Genomic DNA, 21316 nt, shown 5'->3' on the forward strand with positions numbered 1-21316 from the left:
AAATATATATAAAAATGAATTTAAGTAGTTTTTTATTAATGAGACAAGAAATTTTACTTTTAGTAATAACATTGCTATTGCTAATTGGAGAAATTTTCATCAGTAAATCCAAAAAAAATAGCTTGGTACATTTGGCTATATTTTTATTTGGAATTCATACTGCTGTAGGCTTTTTACCTACTGAAGAATCAAGTATTTTTGGAGGATCATTTCAAACCAATAATTTAATCCATTTCTTTAAAAACATCTTAAATATTGGTGTATTTATTTTGTTATTGCAATCGGCAGACTGGATTCAAGAAAAAATAGTTGGTGAAAACAGAGGAACTGAATTCTTTATTTTACTATTCTCTTCATTATTGGGTATGTATTTTATGATCTCGGCAGGAGATTTCTTAATGTTTTACATTGGTTTAGAATTATCTACTTTACCTGTTGCAGCATTGGCTGCCTATGAAGTAAACAAACGCATTTCAAGCGAATCTGGCATCAAATTAATTCTTTCTGCGGCATTGGCTTCAGGTGTATCGTTATTTGGTATTTCGTTATTATACGCAACATCTGGCTCCATATTTTTTCAAGATATTATTGATAACATTACTTCAAATAACTTAACTATTTTAGGGTTTATTTTGTTCTTTGCAGGCTTGTCTTTTAAAATTTCATTGGTTCCATTTCATTTTTGGACTGCCGATGTTTATGAAGGTGCTCCAATTAGCATCGCTTCTTATTTATCTGTTATTTCAAAAGGAGCTGCCGTTTTTGTTTTAATGATTTTAATGTTCTCCATTTTTAAACCTTTAATGCACGTTTGGGAAAACATGGTTTATGTAATTGCATTGGCAACTATGTTTATTGGTAACTTGTTTGCGCTACGACAACAAAATATGAAACGATTTTTAGCATTTTCATCAATTGCACAAGCTGGTTTTATTTTGTTGGGTTTAATTACAGGAACACAATTAGGAGTTGCAACTATTGTTTATTTTGTTCTAATTTACATTTTCTCAAATTTAGCCGCTTTTGGGGTAGTTCAGGCTATTTCATTAAAAACTGGCAAAGAAAATATGGACGATTATAATGGTTTATACCGCACCAATCCAATGTTAAGTTTGGTTATGATGTTGGCTTTATTTTCTTTGGCTGGAATTCCGCCAGTTGCAGGTTTTTTTGGTAAATTTTTCTTATTTACAGCTGCCGCTAGCAAAGGATATTACTTGTTGGTATTTTTAGCTGTTGCCAACGTAACCATATCTTTATACTATTATTTATTGGTTGTAAGAGCTATGTTTATTAGAACCAACAACAATCCTATCCCTGCTTTTAACAACAAATTGTATATGCGTTTAGGTTTGTTAATAACAGTAATTGGCATTTTGGTATTGGGATTGTATAGCCCATTGTACGATTATATTTATGAATTAAGCAATGTTTTAAATTAAGAAATTATGGGATTAGACGGAAAACATTCATTTGGAAGTATTGGTGAAACTCGCGTTACTTTTGTTGAAAAAAACACGACTGAAAGTCGCAAAGACTTTTTAAAAAAATTATTGGAACATAACAATTTTGAAGTTATTATTGAAGAAGAAAAACGTAAAAACGAAGAAGATCCACAATTATACACGGTAGCAGTAACCGATATGGTTTTTAATCCAACCATATGGGTATTTCAACGTAAATTAATAACATTTGATGGTCACAAAGTAACCCAAGATTATTGGAATCAAGTTTCTGAAGATACCAATCCACATTATTGGAATTACGCTAACTAATTCCTAAAATTTTATCGAGAACCCAACCCGTGTGCAATGCTGTTTTTCCTGTTGAAGGATGTGATTTTCCTTCAAAAAGAAAGTCTTTCATTTTTTCAATATGAAAATATTGTACATTTTTAGGATGCTCAATTGTCAAACTTTCTTTTACTGAAACCGAATTTAAAACAACAGGCTTTTCATTAAAAACAGCAAATTCTATGGTTCCTAAACTACCATAAATAGTTACTTTATCTTCACTTAAACTACAGCCAAAATTCCAACATCCCGTACCAGTTACACCATTTTCATGAATCCAACAAGCAGTTATTGCATCTTTTGCTGTGTACAAACCTTGCTGATTTAAACTTATACCATTTACTTCTGTAATATTTCCTAAATAATAAATAAACAAATCCATTCCGTGACTGGCTAAATCATCAAAATAACCACCTACGGCAACATTTTTATCAGTTCTCCAATTATAAGTTTTAGATAAATCTTGCTCACTTGCTGGTTTGCTTAAATGCCAGTTGATATGACGAACTTCTCCAATAAGACCTTCATCAATCCATTTTTTTACTTGATCAAATCTTGGCAATGACCTGCGATAATACGCAACAAACAAAGGCGTTTTTGCAGTCTCAAAAGCTTTAAAAATCTCTAAACTATCTTTGTAATTTGGCGCTAAAGGTTTTTCTATACAACTAGGTTTACCTGCCAAAGCGACTTTTAATCCGTAATATTTATGACTATCAGGTGGTGTTGCTATATAAATGGCATCTACCTCATTGTCATTTATCAAATCATCTGCATTGGTGTAATATTTTTTAACATCATGTCTGTCTGCAAAATCTTTTGCTTTAGCTTCATCTCTTCGCATTACGGCACTTAGCTCAAAACCATCAATTGTATAATATGGCGGTCCGCTTTTAACTTCTGTAACATCACCACAACCTATAATTCCCCAACGAATTACTTTTGATTTTTTACCTTCTTTTTGCATTGCTTCTAATTTTAAATCTGTTGTTAAATTTTATAATTATGGTCTTGATTTAGCCCAACAATCAAGTATTTAATAAAGATTCGAAGTTAAAATTTATTTATAAAAAAAACCTAATTCAGTATAAAAACTTCTTCAACAATGAAATCGTATAAGATCTGATCTATTATTTGTTGCGTTTCATCAGGAAAATCTAACAAAACTTTTTCACCATTTGCAATCCAATTTTGGATAATAGAAATGTGTTTTTTCTTTAACGATTTAAGCACTGGTACCCCAATTTCTTCCAATGCCTTTGCATTAAAATGTTGTTCATATTGATTTTTCATTGGAATTACCATTAACTTTTTCTTTAAATAGATGGCTTCAGCAGGCGTTTCAAAACCTGCACCACATAAAATACCTTTACACGAAGCCAAGCTTTTTTCAAACTTTTTACTATCAATAGGTCTTATATAAACATTCTTTTTTTGATAATACTTTTTGGCTTGCTTTGAAAAAACTTTCCATTTTACGTCTTTTATTTTTGAAAGTACGTCTATCAACTTTTCATCAGAATATGATGGTAAATAAACCGTATAATGGTCTTTTTCTGATCTTTTTATAGCACGAATATCGCTTCTTATAATGGGTGTATAAATATTTTCGTTGTATTTTTTAAAATGAAAACCATATTTTAACTTACTACTGGCGTAGTTTTTAATAAAAAAACGGCCAATAATATCAAAGTGAGCTGGTTTAGGCACATTTTTCATATACAACGCACCTTGATGACTTAACGAAATACATTTTACGCCTTTTAAAGAACAAGCCCAAGCTGTAATTGGTTCAAAATCATTAATTACCAAATCGTACTCTGAAACCGGACAATTGTATATTTCTTTAAAAACACGAAACAGGTTGTTGTTTTTTAAGGTTTTAAAAATATCAACACCTCCATTTTTTCCAAAATAAAAACCAAGACCTTTGTATTTGTAATTTATATGGTAAGGCAAAACCACTTCAGCCTGTGTGCCACTTACTAAAATATCTACTTGTGCAGCTCTATTTAACAATGCTGGTAAAATTTCTTTAGCCCTACTTAAATGTCCATTTCCTGTTCCTTGAATTGCGTAAAGTATTTTCACTTATTTGTAATTAAATTAAAATTAAAATCGGCCACTAGCGCGCCAAAAATTTCTTTGGTAGTTTGATCCATAATATCGGCTTTACCAACAATTTCATTTTCTTCATCTTTAAAATCTTCAGCCACATATTTAAACAAAGTCCATTGTTTATTTTTATATTCTAACGCTGTTAAATTTTCAACCCAATCGCCCGAATTTAAATAAAAAACTGTCCCTTTATTGGTTTCCATTTCTTTAATAATTGGTTGGTGAATGTGTCCGCATACTACAAAATCGTACTTATTTTCTATGGCAATATTGGCAACCGTATCTTCAAAATTATTGGCAAATTTAACCGCAGATTTAACGCTGTCTTTGATTTTTTTAGACAAGGATATTTTGCCTTTTCCAAAAAAATGCATCATTGTATTAACTGCTTTATTAATTAAAATAAGGGTATCGTAACCTACTGCGCCCAATTTTGCAAGCCATTTAGAATGTTTCATAGTTACATCAAATACATCGCCATGAAAAAACCAAGCTTTTTTTCCATCCAGATTTAAAACCAACTTATTTTTTATGGTAAAGTTGTTCATTTTAAAATCGACAAACTTTCGCAATAGTTCATCGTGATTTCCTGTGATATAATAAACTTCTTTCCCTTCAGAAATCCATCCAATAATATATTTGATAATTTTCATATGCGATTTTGGCCAATAGCGTTTGCTAAATTGCCAAATATCAAAAATATCACCGTTTAAAATAACGATAGAAGGATTGATACTTTTTAAATATGAAAGTAATTCTTTGGCATGACAACCATAGGTACCTAAATGAACATCAGAAATTACAACAACATCTAATTTTCGTTTCTTTTTTTGAACTGCCACAGCTATAAATTAAATTGTTAATAGTAGGCAATTAAAAAAACTGTTGTTATTTAAAAGTTTTGAAAATATTATAAGTTGGTTAATAAATGCATTAAAAACTAGTTAGAAAAGCACCTAAAAGTTAAATTAATGCGAGGTTTTTGTACATTTTTTGTTTTTGGTAAACTATGCATCCACTTTTCTTGGGTTGCACCTTTCATTAACAACAAGGTTCCTGCTTCTAAAAATAAATCTACTTTTTGTTTTGTTTGAATGTGTTTGAACGAGAATTTTCGGGTAGCGCCTAAACTTAATGATGCAATGGCGGGATTTACACCCAATTCTTTTTCATTGTCTTGATGCCATCCCATTCCTTCATTTCCGTTGTGATATAAATTTAACAAACAAGAATTAAAACTTAAACCTGTTTTTTGTTCAACAATTTCTTTTAGCTGAAGTAATTCTGGAGTCCATTTTAACGCTTTTTTTTGAGTACCCGCGTAAATGTAATCAAACGCATCATTGCCAAACCAAGCCACTTTTCGTTTGGTTTCTATTTGTTTTCCAAACATGACAAGCTTGTCAAATGCCCAAAAATCAGCAATAAAAAAAGTATTGAAATAATAGTTGCACTGAGACGGATTTAAAACAAAACCGTAATTTAAAACTTCACCATCAAAAGGCAATTTATTTTGATCAGCATTAACGTTGAATAGATCCATGATACTGAAATTTGTTTATTGGTAATTTAAACAATTTTTTTTCCAATATACATCAAGACATTGCCTTTTTCAATTTTGAAATTTTTACCCAATGAAGAAATTATATGAATAAAACCAACTTCATCTTTTAAAAACATAGGAACCGCATGCAATTCTTCGTTGATTTTTTTAAGCGTATCTTTATAATGTTTGGCAGAATCGATAGTTACTTCATTTATATAAGGAAAATCTCTAACTATTTCACTCAAATTAATATAATCGTCTCTATCGGTAAATAAATGCTCGTTATCAACTGGTGTTTTGTTTAATAATTCTTCGGTTGAAATTAATCTAAAAGAACCGCGTTCACCAAAAATTGGTCCATATTTATCAATAGCAAATTTATTAATAGTTGCACTGGCAGTAAGCGCCAGTAAAAAACCAACATCGTTTAGCTCAATATCCTCTATCAACTCTTCTGAATAAATATTACCATCAATAGCCTCAAAACCCATTGCTTCAGATTTCTCTATACTTTTTGAGTTGCTATCAATCAATACAACCCTACGGTTGTTGTTTTTTAAATAAGTTGCTATTAAACGAGAAAAATGAGAAGCTCCAACAATTAAAATCCCATCAGATCTTTTTAAGAAAACTCCAGCTATTTTGGCAAACAATCTGGCAGTAGTTGCATTTAACAATACGGTACCCATTACCACCATAAAAACCAAAGGAGTAATATATTCTGCATCAGTAATACCTTTCATTACTAACTTCAATCCAAATAAAGAAGCGATACCTGCTGCTACAATTCCGCGTGGTCCAACCCAGCTTATAAATAATTTTTCGTTAAAACTTAATCCAGAATTTGATGTACTTAAAAATACAGCCAAAGGTCTTATAATTAAAATAATAACTAAAAACAATGCCAATGTTTTCCACTTAAACAGCAACATCATATCATTTAAATTAATATGTGCCGCCAATAAAATAAACAAAATAGAAATTAATAAAATGCTTATTGACTCTTTAAAATATAGAATTTCTTTTAGTTGTTTTACTCTTTTATTTCCTAACACCATACCCATAACTACAACCGATAATAAGCCTGATTCGTGCGCTAAAAAATCGGATAAAACAAATACACCCAATACAGCTGCAAGCGTTATAACATTTAACAAATAGTGCGGAATATTGTTTCTTTTTATTGAAAAATATAAAGAATAAGCACCCATAAAACCAATGATTATTCCGGTAAAAACAATTTTAAAAAACTCGGCAAGTGTTTCTTTTGTAAAATCGTATCCTGTTTCTATGCTTACAAATTCAAAAACCAATACGGCAACCAAGGCGCCAATTGGATCTATTAAAATACTTTCCCATTTTAATACTGCCGATACATTTTTTTTAAGTGGAATATTTCTTAAAATCGGTGCAATTACCGTAGGTCCTGTAACAATAATAAGTGCCGAAAATAAAAACGAAATCTCCCAAGTTAAACCAAATATATAATGCGCTGAAACTCCAGCACCAAAAAAAGTAATGGCAGCACCAACTGTTATTAATTTTACAATAGATGGGCCAACATTTGCAATTTCATTGTTTTTTAAGGTAAGACTACCTTCAAAAAGAATAATACCAATGGCAAGCGAAACAAAATTGTACAACAAATCACCCGGAAATAAACCTTGTGTACCGTTCCATACAGGCTCTAACCATTTTGCACCATCGTGAGAAATTAATGTTGATATAGGTCCAACCAACAAACCCGCTAAAATAAGTGGTAAAATTGCTGGTAACTTAAACCTCCAGGCCACCCATTGCGCAACCATTCCCAATATAATTATTCCTGCTAATTCTAACATAGACTTATAAATAGATTTCGAAGATACTTAAAAATTACCAATTGCTAAACGGATTTTTAGCCAAGGAAGCATTGTAATATTGTGATTGGCCAGTAACTTCAGCCCCTAACCAGTCGGGTTTTTCAAACATAGCATCTTCTGTAGGTAACTCAATTTCAGCAACTTCAAGTCCTAAATTTGCACCTAAAAACACATCAACTTCAAAAAATAAATTATTGGTAGCGGGTACAATATACCTCACTTTTTTTATAATTGTTGGCTCGCAAATTGCCAATAAACTTTCAGCCTCTGCAACCGAAATCTCTTTTTCCCATTCAAAACGAGTAGTTCCAGATGCATTTCCAATACCTTTTACAGTTATAAATCCTTGCAGATCTTTAATTCTTACACGCACCGTTCGCTCAGGTACGGTAGATAAAAATCCTTGTGCAATTTGATAACTTTTTACGGCTAAATTTTTAAAATCTCCTTTTACTAAAAACTTGCGTTCAATTTCCTGACTCATTTAATTGTCGATTTTTAATTAATCCATTCAAAAACCACAGCAAATATAACACTATAAACTTCACCCAAATAAATCAAATTTAAATCTTAATTAAACTTAACCAATTAATAACAATTTTTAATGGGTAGAAATTAAATTTTCATACTTTTACCTATATTTTTTTCATAAAAAATGATGCTAAAAAGCTGTCTACATATCCTATTTATACTTTGGGGAAGTTTTGTGTTTTCATCAAATAATTTAAAATTAGATACCATATCAGACACTTCAAAACTTATTGATCACTACCTTTCCAACAAAGATTTAGCATGGTCGTTTAGGCTGGTTTCCAATTTTAAACAACAACGTTTTAGCTTAAAACACAACAAAGAGTCTATAAAATACACGCCAAATAACCCTTTTGGTGTTGGATTTGGAATTGCCAATCAACGCTTAGTTTTAGACATTGTTTTTAATCTTAAAACAAATAAAGAAAATCCTACAGATAAATTTGCTGCCGAAGGGGCAACTATTTATAAAAAGAATTTTATAGATTTTACTTGGGAAAATGTTCACGGCTACAATGAAAAAGACAGCAAAAATGAGGTTGAAATATTTAGACCCGACGTTTCTATATTTTCAATTGGCGTTGGTTATTTGCGCTTTTTGGGTAAAAATGAGTTTACAGTACGTGAAATGAAATCGGGCATTGCCAACCAAGAAAAAACTTCGGTAGGCTTTGGCGCTGGTGGGTTTGTTACTTTTAACAGATTAGATACAGACAATATTCCGTTAATTGCACCACATCAAATACCTGGTTTTAATCAACAGGCACAAATCACAAAATTTAAAAGTTATGGCGGCGGTGCCGAAGTCGGAATTTCTTCCTTTTTTGTTTTACCAGCAAATTTTTTCGCGTCTATATTTGTTGCTCCAGGCATTGGTTTAGAATACAAAAAAGTAACTACACTTCATCAAAGCTATAACCCTTCAAACCCTATAATCTATAAAACCGATTTTTTTGTGTCTGCGGGCTACAACCATAAAAAATACTACATCAACTTTACGTTTTTTTCTCGATTTTACAAAACCGACTTTGATTATGGCAATAAAGCATTTTTAGACATCACAAAATCCAAACTTATATTTGGCTATCATTTAGGCAAGGTTGATCAAATAAAAAAGCTGTTTTAGTAAAAAACCAACTTCAAACTTTTAATTTTCATACATATTTTTTGGGCGTTCCTATCGGTCGTGCTTTTCGCTATATCTTTTTTACAATTTCACTGCGTTGCATTGTAAAAAAGGATGCCGCTGCAATCACTAACGCAATTTTATCAAACCATAAAAATTTACAACAAACTAAAAACTGTAAACCAATTTACACACGTATTAAAACCAAATACTGTATTTTTGCTTACACACTTTTCAAAATGAAGATTCAATTATTATTTTTTGGAATTACAACCGATTTGGTTGGAGAAAATACACTGCAATTTCAATTAACTGAAAATGCTTCGGTAAAAGAGCTTAAAAAAGCACTTATTACTCAGTTTTCAGCCTTAAAAAACTTAAACGATTTTGCCATTGCTGTTAACGAAGATTATGTTGAAAATGATTTTATCCTAAACAATAATGATGTTGTAGCTATTATTCCACCAGTAAGCGGTGGGTAACATTTTTTTTGTAAATTAACTCTTTAAAAATTGTATATGCGCAAAAAATCACTGAATAGAAAAAAGCAAAATCCTACAAACTTTGTATTTACAGGTATTCAATATACAAATGAAGTAAGTTCGCAATTATTTGCCTACAATAAAGAAAGTCATTTTGAACTTTCTAACATCAAAGAAAATGAAATCAATAACTTTTCCGATAAAACCAAGCAATATTGGTTAAATATCCACGGCATACACGACGTTGAAAAAGTAAGCTCATTTTGTGAAAAAATAGGAATTCACCAATTAACAATTCAAGATATTTTAGATGTAAACCAACGTCCTAAATTTCAAGAATTTGAAGATTATTGGTTTTTTTCAATAAAATCTATGTCGCCTTCAAACGGAGACGACATTGCTACTGAGCAAATAAGTTTTGTATTGGGTGAAAATTTTCTGGTTTCATTTCAGGAAAGAAAAAACGACTATTTTGAACATGTTAGGCACCGTTTAAGATCTAAAATAGGAATTTTACATGAACGCAGTGTAGACTATTTATTGTATTTGTTATTAGAAGCTGTTTTAGATAATTATTTTAAAACCATTGAAACCATTGAAGATAAAGTCGAAAAATTTAATATTTTAGACATCAACCAAGATCCTTCTCCTGCCATTTTAAACGAAATTGAGCTTTATAAAACCCAGTTACAATCTCTTAAAAAAGTGATTTTACCCATAAAAGATTTTTTACTAAAAATTGAACGCGAACAGTTTCAATTAATTCAGCAAAAACACGTAAAATACTATTTTGAATTGAAAGATTTATGCTTAACATTGTTAGATAGTTGTGAAAAAACTGAAAACAGGTTAGAAAGTTTAATCAATTTATTCTTTTCTATTCAAGGTCATAGAATGAATCAGGTTATGAAAACACTGACTGTAGTTTCCTCCATCTTTATTCCACTTACTTTTATTGCTGGAATTTACGGAATGAACTTTGTAAATATGCCCGAACTTGGCTTTGAATGGGGCTACTTTGCTATTTTAATTTTTATGTTTGTTGTATTTTTAATGATGTTGTACTATTTTAAAAGAAAAAACTGGTTTTAAAATTTCAACCTGCATTGCTTAAATATTTTTTATCAACATAAAAAGTTCCAAAAGGAATTACTGAAGCAGCTAAAACTATGATAAATGTTTTGGGTTTCCAGTTTAGTTCGCTTTTTAACATAAATGCAAAAACAACATACAGTAAAAACAACAAACCGTGCGGCATTCCAAGCATTTTAACAAACATTTCATTGCCTACAAAATATTTGATAGGAGTTGCAATAAAAAGTAACAGTAAAAAAGAAACTCCTTCTAAAAAACTCACAATTCTAAATACTTTTATCATTTTTATTCAATTTAATTAATGAACTGACAAAAGTACATGTTTGATTTGTTAACTTTGTGAAAGTTTTATTAAATATGGAAACAAAAACTTCGGTAAAAATAACATCAGTAGCTCTAAACCACCAAGATTGTTACGATTTTGTGGCCGACGATTCTTGTGGAGGAATTGTTACTTTTGTTGGAACAGTGCGAAATGCAACAAAAAATAAAACCGTTACATTGTTAGATTTTACGGCTTACGAACCTATGGCTGTAAAAGAAATGCAAAAAATTGCAAATACCGCTTTGGCTAAATTCGACATTCATAAAATTGCCATTCACCATGCTGTTGGCCCACTTAAAATTGGAGCCATTCCTGTAATTATTGCAGTTTCATCTGCACATAGAAATGCCGCTTTTAAAGCTTGTGAATATGCCATTGATACCTTAAAAGAAACCGTTCCTATTTGGAAAAAAGAACATTTTGAAGATGGCGAAGTTTGGGTAAACGCACACCCTTGATCCCCTAACCCAAAAGAGAGAATTGATTTATATTAAGACTTAAACAATTTCCATTTTTTTCAACAAAAAAGAAGCATTCATATTTTTGCAAATACCATCTTTTAACTGGTAATCAAAATGCAGTTCGTCATTTACAATTTCAGCATCAAAATAGTAATTTTCAACTTCATTTAATTCTTTTTCAATTTCGCACAAACTTAAATCGTGCGTGGCAATAATGCCCGTAGCATTTGAAGCGACTAATTTTTGAACAAACTTTCGTGAACCTATGGCTTTATCGGTACTGTTCGTCCCTTTTAAAATTTCATCTAAAATTATAAAATACTTAGCTGCTTTAATTTCATCAACAATGTATTTAAGCCTTTTTAACTCCGAAAAAAAGTAGGATTCATCATCCGCTAATGAATCTGTAGTTCGCATACTTGTAATTAGTTTTATGGGATTGTATTCAAAACTTTCTGCACAAACAGGCAAACCCATATTTGCCATTACAATAGACAATGACACGGTACGTAAAAAGGTGCTTTTACCTGCCATATTTGCTCCTGTAATAATATAAAACTGATGATTATTTATGGTAAAATCATTGTCAACTCGTTGCTTTTCCTTCAACAATGTATGTCCCAAATTTTTGGCTTTGATTACAGAAATATCACTATTAATTTTTGGAAAAACATAGTTTGGGTGGTTGAATTTAAAATTTGCCAATGCGTTTTGCGCATCAAAAAAAGCAATAACTTCAAACCAATTTTCGACTTTGTTTTTATAGGTTTCAATCCATTTTTCAATTTTACAAACACGCGATAAATCCATTAAAAAAAATCCGTTGCCAATAACACCAACAATTAAATTATTGCGTTGATCAAAAGCATCTAACATTTTAGAATATTCCTTAAAAATGAGCGATGCCTTTTCGCCTTCTGTTTTAATTTCCTGCTGTTTCTTCTTTAAAATTTCAGAAGAAAAAGATGTGATTTCAATTTCATTTAACAATTTATGATATTGTTTAACCGTTTCTTTGGCATCACTTGATTTTTTGTACAATTCATTTACTTTTTTTAAATACAAGCCAGAAATTACAACACCAATAACAAACCATAACAACAAAATAACATCAGGTATCAAACGCATAGCAACAAGCACAATAAATGCTACTGAAAGCAAAGAAAATATACTAGCCAAATACTTTAAAAAAACAGGAAAAACAACCTTATAATTGTGTATCCAACTTACAATTTCTTTAGCCGAATGTTCTACTTTAACCAAACTGGCTATTGCCGAAAAATGTTGTCTCCAAATGGCTTTTTCACTTAAATCTTCAATACTATCTTGATTTTCTTGAATATCTGAAATTGAATTTGAAGTCAACTTTTTAAACAATTCATTTTTACCTTCAACAGTAGCGGTTCTATTGCAATATTGAAAAAAAGAACCACGCCCAAACAAATCAATATCGTAACTATATGGGTGTTTTGGGTTTATAAACTCACGACCTTCATCTAACGTAAAATAATCCCTTTCTAAAACCTTTATCTCTATTTTATTGATATTTACCAAGGCTTTATTTAAGTCGAATTTGTATTGTAAATCGCTGTGTTTAAATAAAAAATAAATGAAAAGTGCCAAACCAACACCAACAACCAATAACATTTGTGTTGCATGACCAAAAACCAGATAAACGCCAAAAATTGTAAGTAAAAAAGTGAACAAACGCGCCAAACTTGAAATGGCCAATTGTTTTTTTAATTTTGATGCTTCTTTTTCAAATAAGTCTAATTGCTCATGGTAAAATACCGACGGTTGTTGTTTCATTTAATAGTTTTCAATTCCTTCAGCCAAACTATAAACGTGTAGATTTGGAAATTTGGTTTTAATTTTTAGGGTTACATCGTAACTTGAAATTCCTTTTGCACAAACAATTACATAGTTTTTTTCAAAATTTGGCTCAAACTTATTAATGTCAAATTCTTTATACGGAATTTTACTATGCACATTAAATGGAATATTAGCTTCTAAATTATTGATAACACTCACAATTTTAAAACTAGGATCATCTAGTTTTTTACTTAATTCTGATGCGGTAATTAAAATAGATTTATCTTGAGTTTCGCAAACTTTATCCTCATAAATTGAATTTCTAAAAATTTCTTCAACATTTATTGATTCATTTTTTTTCAACTTCATTTTAAACTGCGTGTTGGTCAAAACATTGTAAATTAACAATTGATTGGTAATTAATTTGCCCGTATTGGTAATTAATTTAACCACTTCATTGGTTTGTAACATGGCTATCAAACCAACAATTGGATTCATTGTTCCTGCTGTTTCACAATTTGGAATTTCAGTTGCAATAGTTGGAAAAGCATCGCGCAAATTACAAGTATAAGTTCCATCACTCTGCAACATATTAAAAGTTGCCACATAACCATCAAACTTGTAAAGCGAGCCGTAAACCAACGGTTTTTTAGCCACTACACAAGCATCGTTAATCAAATATTTTACCTGTAAATTGTCGGTTGCATCTACCACAACATCAAAATGAGAAATCAATGAAATTATGGAGTTTTTATCAATGGCCTCGCTTGTAACAGAAACCTTTGTAAAAGGTGTTCTTTTTTGAATTTCAGAGGCCAGCACATTGACTTTTAGTCGTTGAACATCGTCTTTTTTAAAAAAAACTTGGCGGTGTAAATTTGTAACAGACACATTGTCAAAGTCAACCAAATGCAAAGCACCAACACCACTGGTTGCCAAATAAATAGCAATTGGGCTACCCAAACCGCCACAACCAATAATTAAAACCTTCGCATTTTGCAACTTTTCCTGCCCTTGTTCTCCAATTTCTGCCAAGGTAGTTTGACGCTTAAAATATTCAGATTTAGTAATTTCCATTTTAACCTATAATTTCTTTGCCTAACGAATTTAAATAATATTTTTCTTCAATAATATTGCAATAGCAATTTAACTTATCAAGGTACCAAAAATATTGTAAATCACCAAAACCATAAACAGTTTCAGATTGTTGCCAAATCAATATTTTTTGAACAATTTCATATTTGGTAAATGCGTCTGTATTTACAATTTCAAGTATTTTTTGCTGAATTTGATTCAATCCATTTTTAGCAGGAAATCTTTTTAAATGCTGATTTATGGCCAGTTGAAAATATTGAAATTTTGATTTTTTGTTGAAGTTAAACTTACACAACTCATCTGGATTGTTTTTAACAAAAACCTTCCAACATTTTTCAGCAAACAAAAAATTATCGCGTGTAATTTTCAACTTTTTCTCGTATAATTTCGGAAAATCTTCCGCAGAAAAATCGGTTAAACTTTGCATTTTATCCTTGCCTTTTACTTTACCCGTACACACCAAACTGTATAAAATATCTTTTCGGTAATCTTGTAATAAATAAGCGCACAATGCCATTAAATTAATCTGACAAAACAAGTCAAACTCAAACCACAAAACCAATTCAGCATCAACAGGTGGATCTTCAACTTTTAATAATTCTTTAATGGTTTTATCGAAGTACGCTAGTTTTGAAACTCCAAAATTTTCTTCAAAAAACTGATATCTCTTTTTCCAAAATTCGTCACTTGCCACTTCTTGATCCAACGGACCTTCGCACAACATTTCGCGCCAAACAACAATTTTACCACCAATACCCGATTTTTCTAATATTGGTACAATGGCATCCCCATTTACAATATGAATTATATTAGCCATTTATTTCTTTATGAGCAGTTTTAAATTCTTCAGGTGTGTTGATATTTCGAATTAAATCGTCATTAATTTCAACAATTTCAACATTAGAATTGATCAATACTTTGCGCGGACAAGAGTAACCTTGCGCCATATAAGCCAACAACAATGGATAACTTTTTGGTTCCCAAATGGTAATTAATGGCTCTGGAAAATCTTTGTTTTTACCTTTTATAGTGGTTGCAACTTTTGAAGGATTTCTATGTTTTAGCAACAAATTTATAACATCGCTAGTAACAAAAGGCAAATCGGTTGCCATTACCAACCAAGCCACATTTGGATTTTCTTGAAAAGCTGAACAAATTGCTCCAAACGGCCCCAAACCAATAAATTTATCGGTAATCTTATTTTCGACTAAAACATCTTGGTCTTCGCGAACCGATAAATAGGTTTTTAAATGGTGTTTTTTTAACAAATCTATGGCAACATCGCGCTGATTTTTTCCAAAGAAATTCAATGTTCCTTTGTCGGTTCCCATTCTGGTACTTTTTCCGCCAGCCAACACCAACCCTTGAATTGGCGCCATTTTTTGTTTGATTAAATTTTCTATGTGTTTTGAAATTTGATCTATTTCATTAATTTCATAACAAAGTAAGTTTTTAATCTGAGGATTTTTTTCGACTAAAAAATCAAAATATTTTGAGTCTTCTGTTAATTTTACAACAAACTGTATATTATTTAACTGATCTAATCTTTTTTTAACAGAAGCTTCCTTTTCGTTGTCTAAAATTAAAATTTGTTTTGCTCCTTCGTAATGATTTCCATTGATGAAAACAAAATCGTATTGCGAAAACTGCAAACGCTGATTGAACTTATTTACTGCAGAATTTACAGTAATTTGCGCACTTCCTTTATGGTGAAATGTAAACGTTTCTAAGTTTAAAGATGCTGTATTATCGCTGTGAGAAGCATCAAAATAAGCCAATTTATAAGCGTTTAATTTGTCTGAAACCTGTTGCACTAAATTTGATATTACATTGCATTTTGTACCAACAATGGCAATTTCATTGGGTGAGAAATTATCATTATCTCTTAGTGTTAGTTTTGCGTGTTTTTGATGTTTATCCATTTTTTATATCACTTTTTCCTCCCGATTTTTCAATCAATTTCACTTCTTTTATCACCATTGTTTGAGAAATAGCTTTACACATATCATACACCGTTAAAGCTGTAATATTTGCCCCAGTTAACGCTTCCATTTCTACACCAGTTTTACCTTCAACAGTAACCGTGCAAAAAATTTCAATATGCTCATTATCAACAATATCAATATCAATATCTACCCCATTAATTAGCAAAGGGTGACACATAGGAATCAAATCTGAAGTCTTTTTAACTGCCTGAATTCCTGCAATAATAGCCGTTTGAAAAACAGGCCCTTTTTTGGTAATTAATTCGTTATTTTGAAAATGCGAGATAATCTCTTCGCCTAAAAACATGGTTGCTTTTGCTATTGCATTGCGTTTGGTAATTTGCTTATCACCAACATTTACCATTTTTGGCTGATTTTTTTTATTAATATGAGAAAATTCGCTCACTATAAACTATTTTTATGGTTAATTTGAAGGCCTAAAGTTAAATTAAAAAGATTAAATTCACGCAATAATTATATGAATATGAAAAAGTCAATTATTTATTTCCTTATTTTCATAACGGGTGTTTTTACTACTTATTTGTACTTAAAGAAAGACATTTCATACAAAGAAAAAGAGCAAACTCAAATTATTTTAAATGAAGTAAAAAATGTAAGAAAACTAATTGTTTTAGAGAGTTCTTATACCCAAATGTACAATTACGAAAAATCTAAATACTTTTTAGTTGAACAATTTTCGTTTGATAAAAAAGTAATTTTAGTTGTAAATGCTCAAATTCAAATTTCATACGATTTAACCAAATTGGAAATTGAAACAGACACCATAAATAAAAAAGTGATTTTGCACAAAATACCAAAGCCTGAGATTTTTATTGCGCCTAAAATTTCGTATTACGATTTTGAACAAAGTACGTTTAACACTTTTACCAAAGAAGAACTAAACAAAGTTCATGATATTGTTATAAAAAAGGTAAAAGAGGCATCAAATATTGAGCAATTAAAGCAAAAAGCCAAAGTTCAACTGATTGAAGAACTTGGTAATATTTACAAAATAACAACCTTGGTAAATTGGGAATTTGTAGACAATTCTGGTTTAAATATTCAATCTTTAAATTTTAAAGACTAATTAAGTTACAATTCATATTTAAAATGAAACCCATAGGTGTTTTCTTTATACTGTGGAAAAAAAGAAATGTCTTTTGATTTTTTAAATGGATTGAACTTTTTTAACGGTTCAAAATGATACACCAATTGCGTAACCAAAATACCAATACCTGCACCTACCAGCACATCAGACACATAATGTCTGTTATTTAACATTCTAAAAACACCTGTAGTTGTGGCAAAGGCATAACCGCTATATGCGTAAACTGGTGAAGTTTCCTGAAATTCGTTTTGCAAAACTGCTGCATTTGTAAAAGCAATAGTAGTGTGTCCTGAAGGAAAAGAATTCCCATCACTTGTATCGGGTCTGGTTTTTGTAATGGTACTTTTTAACAATTCTGAAATTCCTGTAGAAATTACATTAGAAATAAATAAATATTTTGTTTGATCGAACCAATGATTTTTAGCTTTCATTCCAAAAGCATCAGCAGCATACATTTGAACAATTGGCACAAAAAGTAAATAATCATCTACCGAAGTTTGAAAGTTATTGCCAACAGCATCGCGCAAATCATTATTCAGGTTTTTTTCAAACTGACTATTATTTGCCGCCAAACCAACTCCAATTAAACTTAAAGGTACAATACTTTTATGCAATAAAGTTCGTTGCTTTTTAATTTTTACTGCTGAAGCCAACTCTAAAGTATCTTTTTGAATATCAGTAGTTTGCGCATTAAAAACAATTGTATTAAAAAACACAATGCAAATAAGAAATTTTAAAATAATTTTCATATTAAATTTTAAGTGCAACAAATGTACACTTACAAAATGAATCTTTTAATTTTATCGATACAAAAGAATTGGAAAACATTCCCCCTTTTTAAAATCGGTTCTATCATCTGGCAATTCTAAAAAAGCATCCGCAGCTATTAAATTAGCCAAATCACCCGAACCTTTTCCTGAAACTGGTGTAGCCAATAAAACCCCTTCTTTTTGAGTTAATTTTACCTGTAAAAAGTAAGTAACACTTGGCTTAAAATAAAAATCTTCAGCCAAAATAGCCTGTTGATTTTCAACATTTAAATCTGCTGATTTATAATACCAAGGGTGAAAATATTTCAAACAATTTACAAAAGTTGAAACCGGATTTCCTGGAAATGCAAATACAACTTTATTTTGTTGATTACACGCAGTTACAGAATTATCATTTCGGTTAGGCTCTGTAACCTGCGATTTAACACCAAACCAAAATGGTTTTCCCGGACGTTGTTTTACCTGATGAAATAATTTTTCAACTCCCAATTCCGATAAAACTTCTGGAATAAAATCAAATTTCCCTTTAGAAACTGCTCCACTAAAAAGCAGCACATCATAATCGTTTAAAAATGCTTCAATCTTTGATTTTAAAACTTGTTTATCATCTAAAATATGAGCAGTATCGGCTTTAATTTGCAATTTATCTAACAACGATACCAAGGTATAAACATTGCTTTTTCTAATTTGATGTTCAGCAGGAGTTTCAGTAACATCAACCAATTCATTACCCGTAGAAACAATCATTACTTTTGGCTGTTTACCAACTTTTACGGTAGATTTTCCAACAGTTGCCAACACACCAATTTCGGCAGGAGAAATTTTTGTGTTTTCAGCAATTAAAACATCGCCAACTTTTTTATCAAAACCTTTTGGATGAATATTTTGAAAATACTTTATCTCATCTAAATTTACCTGAGCTTTTCCATCTTCAATGGTTAATAACTCGTAAGGAATCACCACATCACAACCTTTTGGCAGTATTGCACCCGTCATAGCTTCAATACAATTTTCTGAATTTTTAAGCTGTAATTGCTCACTTCCAGCGGCTTGAATACCTTCAATTTTAAAAGTTCGTTGCCCATTGCTAAAAACTGCAGCAGCAATTGCAATACCATCCATACTCACACGATCAAACGGTGGAAAATCGCGATCAGCAACAATAGTTTCCTTTAAAATTCTGCCAGTAGCATTTATAAAATCTATTTCTTCAACACCAAAATTTAAAGTGTTGTTTAAAATAACAGCCAACATTATTCATTTTTACTTTTTCACTTTTCATTAAAATTATGCACTATTAATTGTTAATGTTTAATTACGAATTTCATATCAATAAATAAGCTTAGCTGTTTTTAATTATCGCTTCGGCTACGCTCAGCGACCAGACCAACATTATTCATTTTTACTTTTTCACTTTTCATTAAAATTATGCACTATTAATTGTTAATGTTTAATTACGAATTTCATATCAATAAATAAGCTTAGCCCTCCAATAGTAGACATACTTTCAGACACATCATTGTCTCTAGAAGCTTCAGCAACAAATCCGTTTTCGGGTTTTTTATGCACTGTTTTAATAAACAATGCTTTCAAATCGTTGTCGCTGGCTCCATTTCTTATAAAATCGCGTACATTAAACACTCCACCATCAAACAAACAGTTTTTAAACATACCAGTTGCCGTAATTCTAATTCTGTTACAATCGCCACAAATAGTACGGGTAAACGCAGGGATGATACCAAAAGTACCTAAATAACCAGGTATTTTAAAGTTTTTTGAAGTAGATGATTTTTTTTGTTGAAGTGTCTCAACTACTGAATATTGATTTTTTATATGATTGATTATTTTATTGAAATTCCACTCTTCATCAATTTTGCGTTGTCCTTTACCGTTAAAAGGCATTTCTTCAATAAAACGAATGGCAATATTTTTATCTTTTGAAAGTTCAACAAAATCAATAATTTCATCGGTATTAAAACCAGACTGTACTACAATATTTAGCTTTAATTTTAAGTTACTTTCAACCAGTTTTTCAAAAGTATCATACACATTTACAAAAACATCTCTTCGTGTAATTTGAGCAAATTTTTCTCTTTGCAAAGTATCCATACTTAAATTAACCGCATTGATATTTAGTTCTTCTAGCTTTTCAATATGATTGGAAATTAAAGCACCATTGGTGGTAATATTAATTTCTTTTAACTTATCATTAAATGAAAGTGATTCTAAAAACTTCACAAAATCTCTGCGAACAAAAGGCTCTCCACCAGTTAAGCGCACTTTATTTACACCTAGCTCTGAAAGTACACGTGTAATACGGTACATTTCTTTATACGATAGCAATTCTTTTCTATCAACAATATCAATTCCGTGAGCAGGCATACAATATTGGCAACGCAAATTACAACGATCTGTAACCGCCAATCGTAAATACGATATTTTTCTGCCAAATTTATCGGTTAACTGCATGCACTGTCTAAAATAATTTACAATTTCAAAATATCTCTTTTTTAATGAGGTAATTTTTCTTTAAAAACACCATATAAAAAAGCACCAAAAGTAGCTCCAAAAATAACTACCAGTATAGCAACCACACCCTGACCTAACAATACAAACATAGGTCCAGGACAAGCTCCTGCCAAGCCCCAACCCAAGCCAAATAAGATACCTCCAAATAAATTACGGTATATTCCTGGTTTTTTAGGCGGTACAATAATATCTTTTCCTTCAAAAGTTTTGATTACTTTTCTTCTAAAAAAAGTCATCATTATCATTCCTAAAATTACTGCCGAACCAATAATTCCGTACATATGAAAAGCTTGAAATTTAAACATTTCATAGATTCTATACCACGAAATTATTTCAGCCTTACTCATTACTATTCCAAAGAGGATTCCTACTAAAAAAAACTTTAATAATTTCATCATTTAAAATATTAAAGGTAAAATAAACCACGTCATTACCAAGCCTCCAATAAAAAAACCGATAACAGCTATTAACGATGGTAATTCTAAATTACTTAAGCCAACAATGGCGTGACCCGATGTACAACCGCCTGCCCAACGCGCACCAAAACCAACCATAATACCTGCTATTAACAATATTAAAAACCCTTTTAAAGTTAACATGTTTTCTATACCAAAAATTTCATTTGGCAAATAAGTTGCACCAGCATCTTTAAATCCTATAGCTGCTAAATCTTCAATA

General features: G+C 30.8%; 24 protein-coding genes. 7 read left to right on the forward strand and 17 right to left on the reverse strand.

From position 1 onward, the window contains the following. The first annotated feature begins 14 nt into the window (after positions 1-14). Together EC396_RS17480 and EC396_RS17485 are read left to right on the forward strand one after the other, a co-directional pair. Positions 15-1442, forward strand: coding sequence for an NADH-quinone oxidoreductase subunit N (locus EC396_RS17480; RefSeq protein WP_129368143.1), 1428 nt, complete (start codon positions 15-17; stop codon positions 1440-1442). 6 nt (positions 1443-1448) lie between these two features. Then, complete coding sequence (locus tag EC396_RS17485; RefSeq protein WP_129368144.1) at positions 1449-1775, forward strand: hypothetical protein; 327 nt, start codon at positions 1449-1451, stop codon at positions 1773-1775. Here EC396_RS17485 and EC396_RS17490 read toward each other — a convergent pair. The 6 genes from EC396_RS17490 to EC396_RS17515 all read right to left on the reverse strand — a co-directional run bounded on the left by EC396_RS17490 (position 1768) and on the right by EC396_RS17515 (position 7803). Continuing rightward, a complete protein-coding gene (locus tag EC396_RS17490) occupies positions 1768-2760 on the reverse strand; it encodes a Gfo/Idh/MocA family protein (RefSeq protein WP_129368145.1) in 993 nt (330 codons plus the stop codon). The two genes, EC396_RS17485 and EC396_RS17490, sit on opposite strands and share 8 nt — an antisense overlap. 110 nt (positions 2761-2870) lie before the next feature. Further along, positions 2871-3884 (reverse strand): glycosyltransferase family protein, encoded by a 1014-nt coding sequence (locus EC396_RS17495; RefSeq protein WP_129368146.1) that lies wholly within the window; start codon positions 3882-3884, stop codon positions 2871-2873. Next, on the reverse strand, positions 3881-4753 hold the full coding sequence (locus tag EC396_RS17500; RefSeq protein ID WP_370276547.1) for a UDP-2,3-diacylglucosamine diphosphatase: 873 nt from the start codon (positions 4751-4753) through the stop codon (positions 3881-3883). Before EC396_RS17500 ends, EC396_RS17495 begins: the two co-directional genes overlap by 4 nt. A gap of 98 nt (positions 4754-4851) precedes the next feature. After that, positions 4852-5454 carry an alpha-ketoglutarate-dependent dioxygenase AlkB gene (locus tag EC396_RS17505; protein ID WP_129368148.1) on the reverse strand — a complete coding sequence of 201 codons (603 nt, stop codon included), beginning with the start codon at positions 5452-5454 and terminating at the stop codon, positions 4852-4854. Between the two features lie 26 nt (positions 5455-5480). Further along, a complete protein-coding gene (locus tag EC396_RS17510; protein WP_129368149.1) occupies positions 5481-7298 on the reverse strand; it encodes a sodium:proton antiporter in 1818 nt (605 codons plus the stop codon). Positions 7299-7332: 34 nt separating this feature from the next. Continuing rightward, positions 7333-7803, reverse strand: a complete 471-nt coding sequence (locus EC396_RS17515) for a CYTH domain-containing protein (RefSeq protein WP_129368150.1) — start codon at positions 7801-7803, stop codon at positions 7333-7335. Between the two features lie 171 nt (positions 7804-7974). On the opposite strand from EC396_RS17515, the gene EC396_RS17520 reads away from it, so the two are divergent. The 3 genes from EC396_RS17520 to corA all read left to right on the forward strand — a co-directional run bounded on the left by EC396_RS17520 (position 7975) and on the right by corA (position 10550). Further along, positions 7975-8976 (forward strand): DUF4421 family protein, encoded by a 1002-nt coding sequence (locus EC396_RS17520; RefSeq protein WP_129368151.1) that lies wholly within the window; start codon positions 7975-7977, stop codon positions 8974-8976. Between the two features lie 239 nt (positions 8977-9215). Next, a complete protein-coding gene (locus EC396_RS17525; RefSeq protein ID WP_129368152.1) occupies positions 9216-9458 on the forward strand; it encodes a MoaD/ThiS family protein in 243 nt (80 codons plus the stop codon). A 36-nt stretch (positions 9459-9494) separates the two neighbouring features. Continuing rightward, positions 9495-10550, forward strand: coding sequence for a magnesium/cobalt transporter CorA (gene corA, locus EC396_RS17530; protein WP_129368153.1), 1056 nt, complete (start codon positions 9495-9497; stop codon positions 10548-10550). A 4-nt stretch (positions 10551-10554) separates the two neighbouring features. On the opposite strand, the gene EC396_RS17535 is transcribed toward corA, so the two are convergent. Next, positions 10555-10836, reverse strand: a complete 282-nt coding sequence (locus EC396_RS17535) for a DUF3817 domain-containing protein (protein ID WP_129368154.1) — start codon at positions 10834-10836, stop codon at positions 10555-10557. Positions 10837-10910: 74 nt separating this feature from the next. On the opposite strand from EC396_RS17535, the gene EC396_RS17540 reads away from it, so the two are divergent. Further along, a complete protein-coding gene (locus EC396_RS17540) occupies positions 10911-11336 on the forward strand; it encodes a molybdenum cofactor biosynthesis protein MoaE (protein WP_129368155.1) in 426 nt (141 codons plus the stop codon). 39 nt (positions 11337-11375) lie between these two features. Here EC396_RS17540 and EC396_RS17545 read toward each other — a convergent pair whose 3' ends face one another. Genes EC396_RS17545 through moaC form a run of 5 tightly spaced genes read right to left on the reverse strand, consistent with a single transcriptional unit; the run spans position 11376 to position 16637 of the window. Next, on the reverse strand, positions 11376-13148 hold the full coding sequence (locus tag EC396_RS17545) for a DNA mismatch repair protein MutS (RefSeq protein WP_129368156.1): 1773 nt from the start codon (positions 13146-13148) through the stop codon (positions 11376-11378). After that, a complete protein-coding gene (locus EC396_RS17550; RefSeq protein WP_129368157.1) occupies positions 13149-14228 on the reverse strand; it encodes a HesA/MoeB/ThiF family protein in 1080 nt (359 codons plus the stop codon). A gap of 1 nt (position 14229) precedes the next feature. Continuing rightward, complete coding sequence (locus EC396_RS17555; protein ID WP_129368158.1) at positions 14230-15063, reverse strand: DUF1835 domain-containing protein; 834 nt, start codon at positions 15061-15063, stop codon at positions 14230-14232. Then, positions 15056-16168, reverse strand: coding sequence for an NTP transferase domain-containing protein (locus tag EC396_RS17560; RefSeq protein WP_129368159.1), 1113 nt, complete (start codon positions 16166-16168; stop codon positions 15056-15058). Before EC396_RS17560 ends, EC396_RS17555 begins: the two co-directional genes overlap by 8 nt. Then, positions 16161-16637 (reverse strand): cyclic pyranopterin monophosphate synthase MoaC, encoded by a 477-nt coding sequence (gene moaC / locus EC396_RS17565; protein ID WP_129368160.1) that lies wholly within the window; start codon positions 16635-16637, stop codon positions 16161-16163. Before moaC ends, EC396_RS17560 begins: the two co-directional genes overlap by 8 nt. Before the next feature lie 78 nt (positions 16638-16715). On the opposite strand from moaC, the gene EC396_RS17570 reads away from it, so the two are divergent. Then, positions 16716-17318, forward strand: coding sequence for a DUF4230 domain-containing protein (locus EC396_RS17570; RefSeq protein WP_164975344.1), 603 nt, complete (start codon positions 16716-16718; stop codon positions 17316-17318). A gap of 5 nt (positions 17319-17323) precedes the next feature. On the opposite strand, the gene EC396_RS17575 is transcribed toward EC396_RS17570, so the two are convergent. From EC396_RS17575 to EC396_RS17595, 5 genes are all read right to left on the reverse strand, one after another. Next, positions 17324-18088, reverse strand: a complete 765-nt coding sequence (locus EC396_RS17575) for a phosphatase PAP2 family protein (RefSeq protein ID WP_129368162.1) — start codon at positions 18086-18088, stop codon at positions 17324-17326. A 51-nt stretch (positions 18089-18139) separates the two neighbouring features. Beyond that, positions 18140-19363: a molybdopterin molybdotransferase MoeA gene (locus EC396_RS17580; protein ID WP_129368163.1), complete on the reverse strand. Its 1224-nt coding sequence runs from the start codon at positions 19361-19363 to the stop codon at positions 18140-18142. A gap of 189 nt (positions 19364-19552) precedes the next feature. Beyond that, the gene (gene moaA / locus EC396_RS17585; RefSeq protein WP_129368164.1) at positions 19553-20578 is read right to left on the reverse strand and encodes a GTP 3',8-cyclase MoaA; all 1026 of its coding nucleotides are present in this window, start codon (positions 20576-20578) and stop codon (positions 19553-19555) included. A gap of 41 nt (positions 20579-20619) precedes the next feature. Further along, positions 20620-21033 carry a DUF6691 family protein gene (locus EC396_RS17590; protein ID WP_129367936.1) on the reverse strand — a complete coding sequence of 138 codons (414 nt, stop codon included), beginning with the start codon at positions 21031-21033 and terminating at the stop codon, positions 20620-20622. Between the two features lie 3 nt (positions 21034-21036). Further along, on the reverse strand, positions 21037-21316 hold a 280-nt coding region (locus EC396_RS17595; RefSeq protein WP_164975345.1), incomplete at its 5' end, for a YeeE/YedE family protein.

The organism is Lutibacter sp. HS1-25 (assembly GCF_004121075.1).
Classification (GTDB): domain Bacteria; phylum Bacteroidota; class Bacteroidia; order Flavobacteriales; family Flavobacteriaceae; genus Lutibacter.

Coding starts and splice junctions, on each gene's coding strand:
- EC396_RS17485 (WP_129368144.1), top strand. CDS start 1,449: ATGGGATTAGACGGAAAACATTCATTTGGAAGTATTGGTGAAACTCGC.
- EC396_RS17575 (WP_129368162.1), bottom strand. CDS start 18,088: ATGAAAATTATTTTAAAATTTCTTATTTGCATTGTGTTTTTTAATACA.
- EC396_RS17515 (WP_129368150.1), bottom strand. CDS start 7,803: ATGAGTCAGGAAATTGAACGCAAGTTTTTAGTAAAAGGAGATTTTAAA.
- EC396_RS17535 (WP_129368154.1), bottom strand. CDS start 10,836: ATGATAAAAGTATTTAGAATTGTGAGTTTTTTAGAAGGAGTTTCTTTT.
- EC396_RS17570 (WP_164975344.1), top strand. CDS start 16,716: ATGAAAAAGTCAATTATTTATTTCCTTATTTTCATAACGGGTGTTTTT.
- EC396_RS17545 (WP_129368156.1), bottom strand. CDS start 13,148: ATGAAACAACAACCGTCGGTATTTTACCATGAGCAATTAGACTTATTT.
- EC396_RS17555 (WP_129368158.1), bottom strand. CDS start 15,063: ATGGCTAATATAATTCATATTGTAAATGGGGATGCCATTGTACCAATA.
- moaA (WP_129368164.1), bottom strand. CDS start 20,578: ATGCAGTTAACCGATAAATTTGGCAGAAAAATATCGTATTTACGATTG.
- EC396_RS17560 (WP_129368159.1), bottom strand. CDS start 16,168: ATGGATAAACATCAAAAACACGCAAAACTAACACTAAGAGATAATGAT.
- EC396_RS17540 (WP_129368155.1), top strand. CDS start 10,911: ATGGAAACAAAAACTTCGGTAAAAATAACATCAGTAGCTCTAAACCAC.
- EC396_RS17510 (WP_129368149.1), bottom strand. CDS start 7,298: ATGTTAGAATTAGCAGGAATAATTATATTGGGAATGGTTGCGCAATGG.
- EC396_RS17550 (WP_129368157.1), bottom strand. CDS start 14,228: ATGGAAATTACTAAATCTGAATATTTTAAGCGTCAAACTACCTTGGCA.
- EC396_RS17590 (WP_129367936.1), bottom strand. CDS start 21,033: ATGAAATTATTAAAGTTTTTTTTAGTAGGAATCCTCTTTGGAATAGTA.
- EC396_RS17505 (WP_129368148.1), bottom strand. CDS start 5,454: ATGGATCTATTCAACGTTAATGCTGATCAAAATAAATTGCCTTTTGAT.
- EC396_RS17490 (WP_129368145.1), bottom strand. CDS start 2,760: ATGCAAAAAGAAGGTAAAAAATCAAAAGTAATTCGTTGGGGAATTATA.
- EC396_RS17480 (WP_129368143.1), top strand. CDS start 15: ATGAATTTAAGTAGTTTTTTATTAATGAGACAAGAAATTTTACTTTTA.
- corA (WP_129368153.1), top strand. CDS start 9,495: ATGCGCAAAAAATCACTGAATAGAAAAAAGCAAAATCCTACAAACTTT.
- EC396_RS17520 (WP_129368151.1), top strand. CDS start 7,975: ATGATGCTAAAAAGCTGTCTACATATCCTATTTATACTTTGGGGAAGT.
- EC396_RS17580 (WP_129368163.1), bottom strand. CDS start 19,363: ATGTTGGCTGTTATTTTAAACAACACTTTAAATTTTGGTGTTGAAGAA.
- EC396_RS17525 (WP_129368152.1), top strand. CDS start 9,216: ATGAAGATTCAATTATTATTTTTTGGAATTACAACCGATTTGGTTGGA.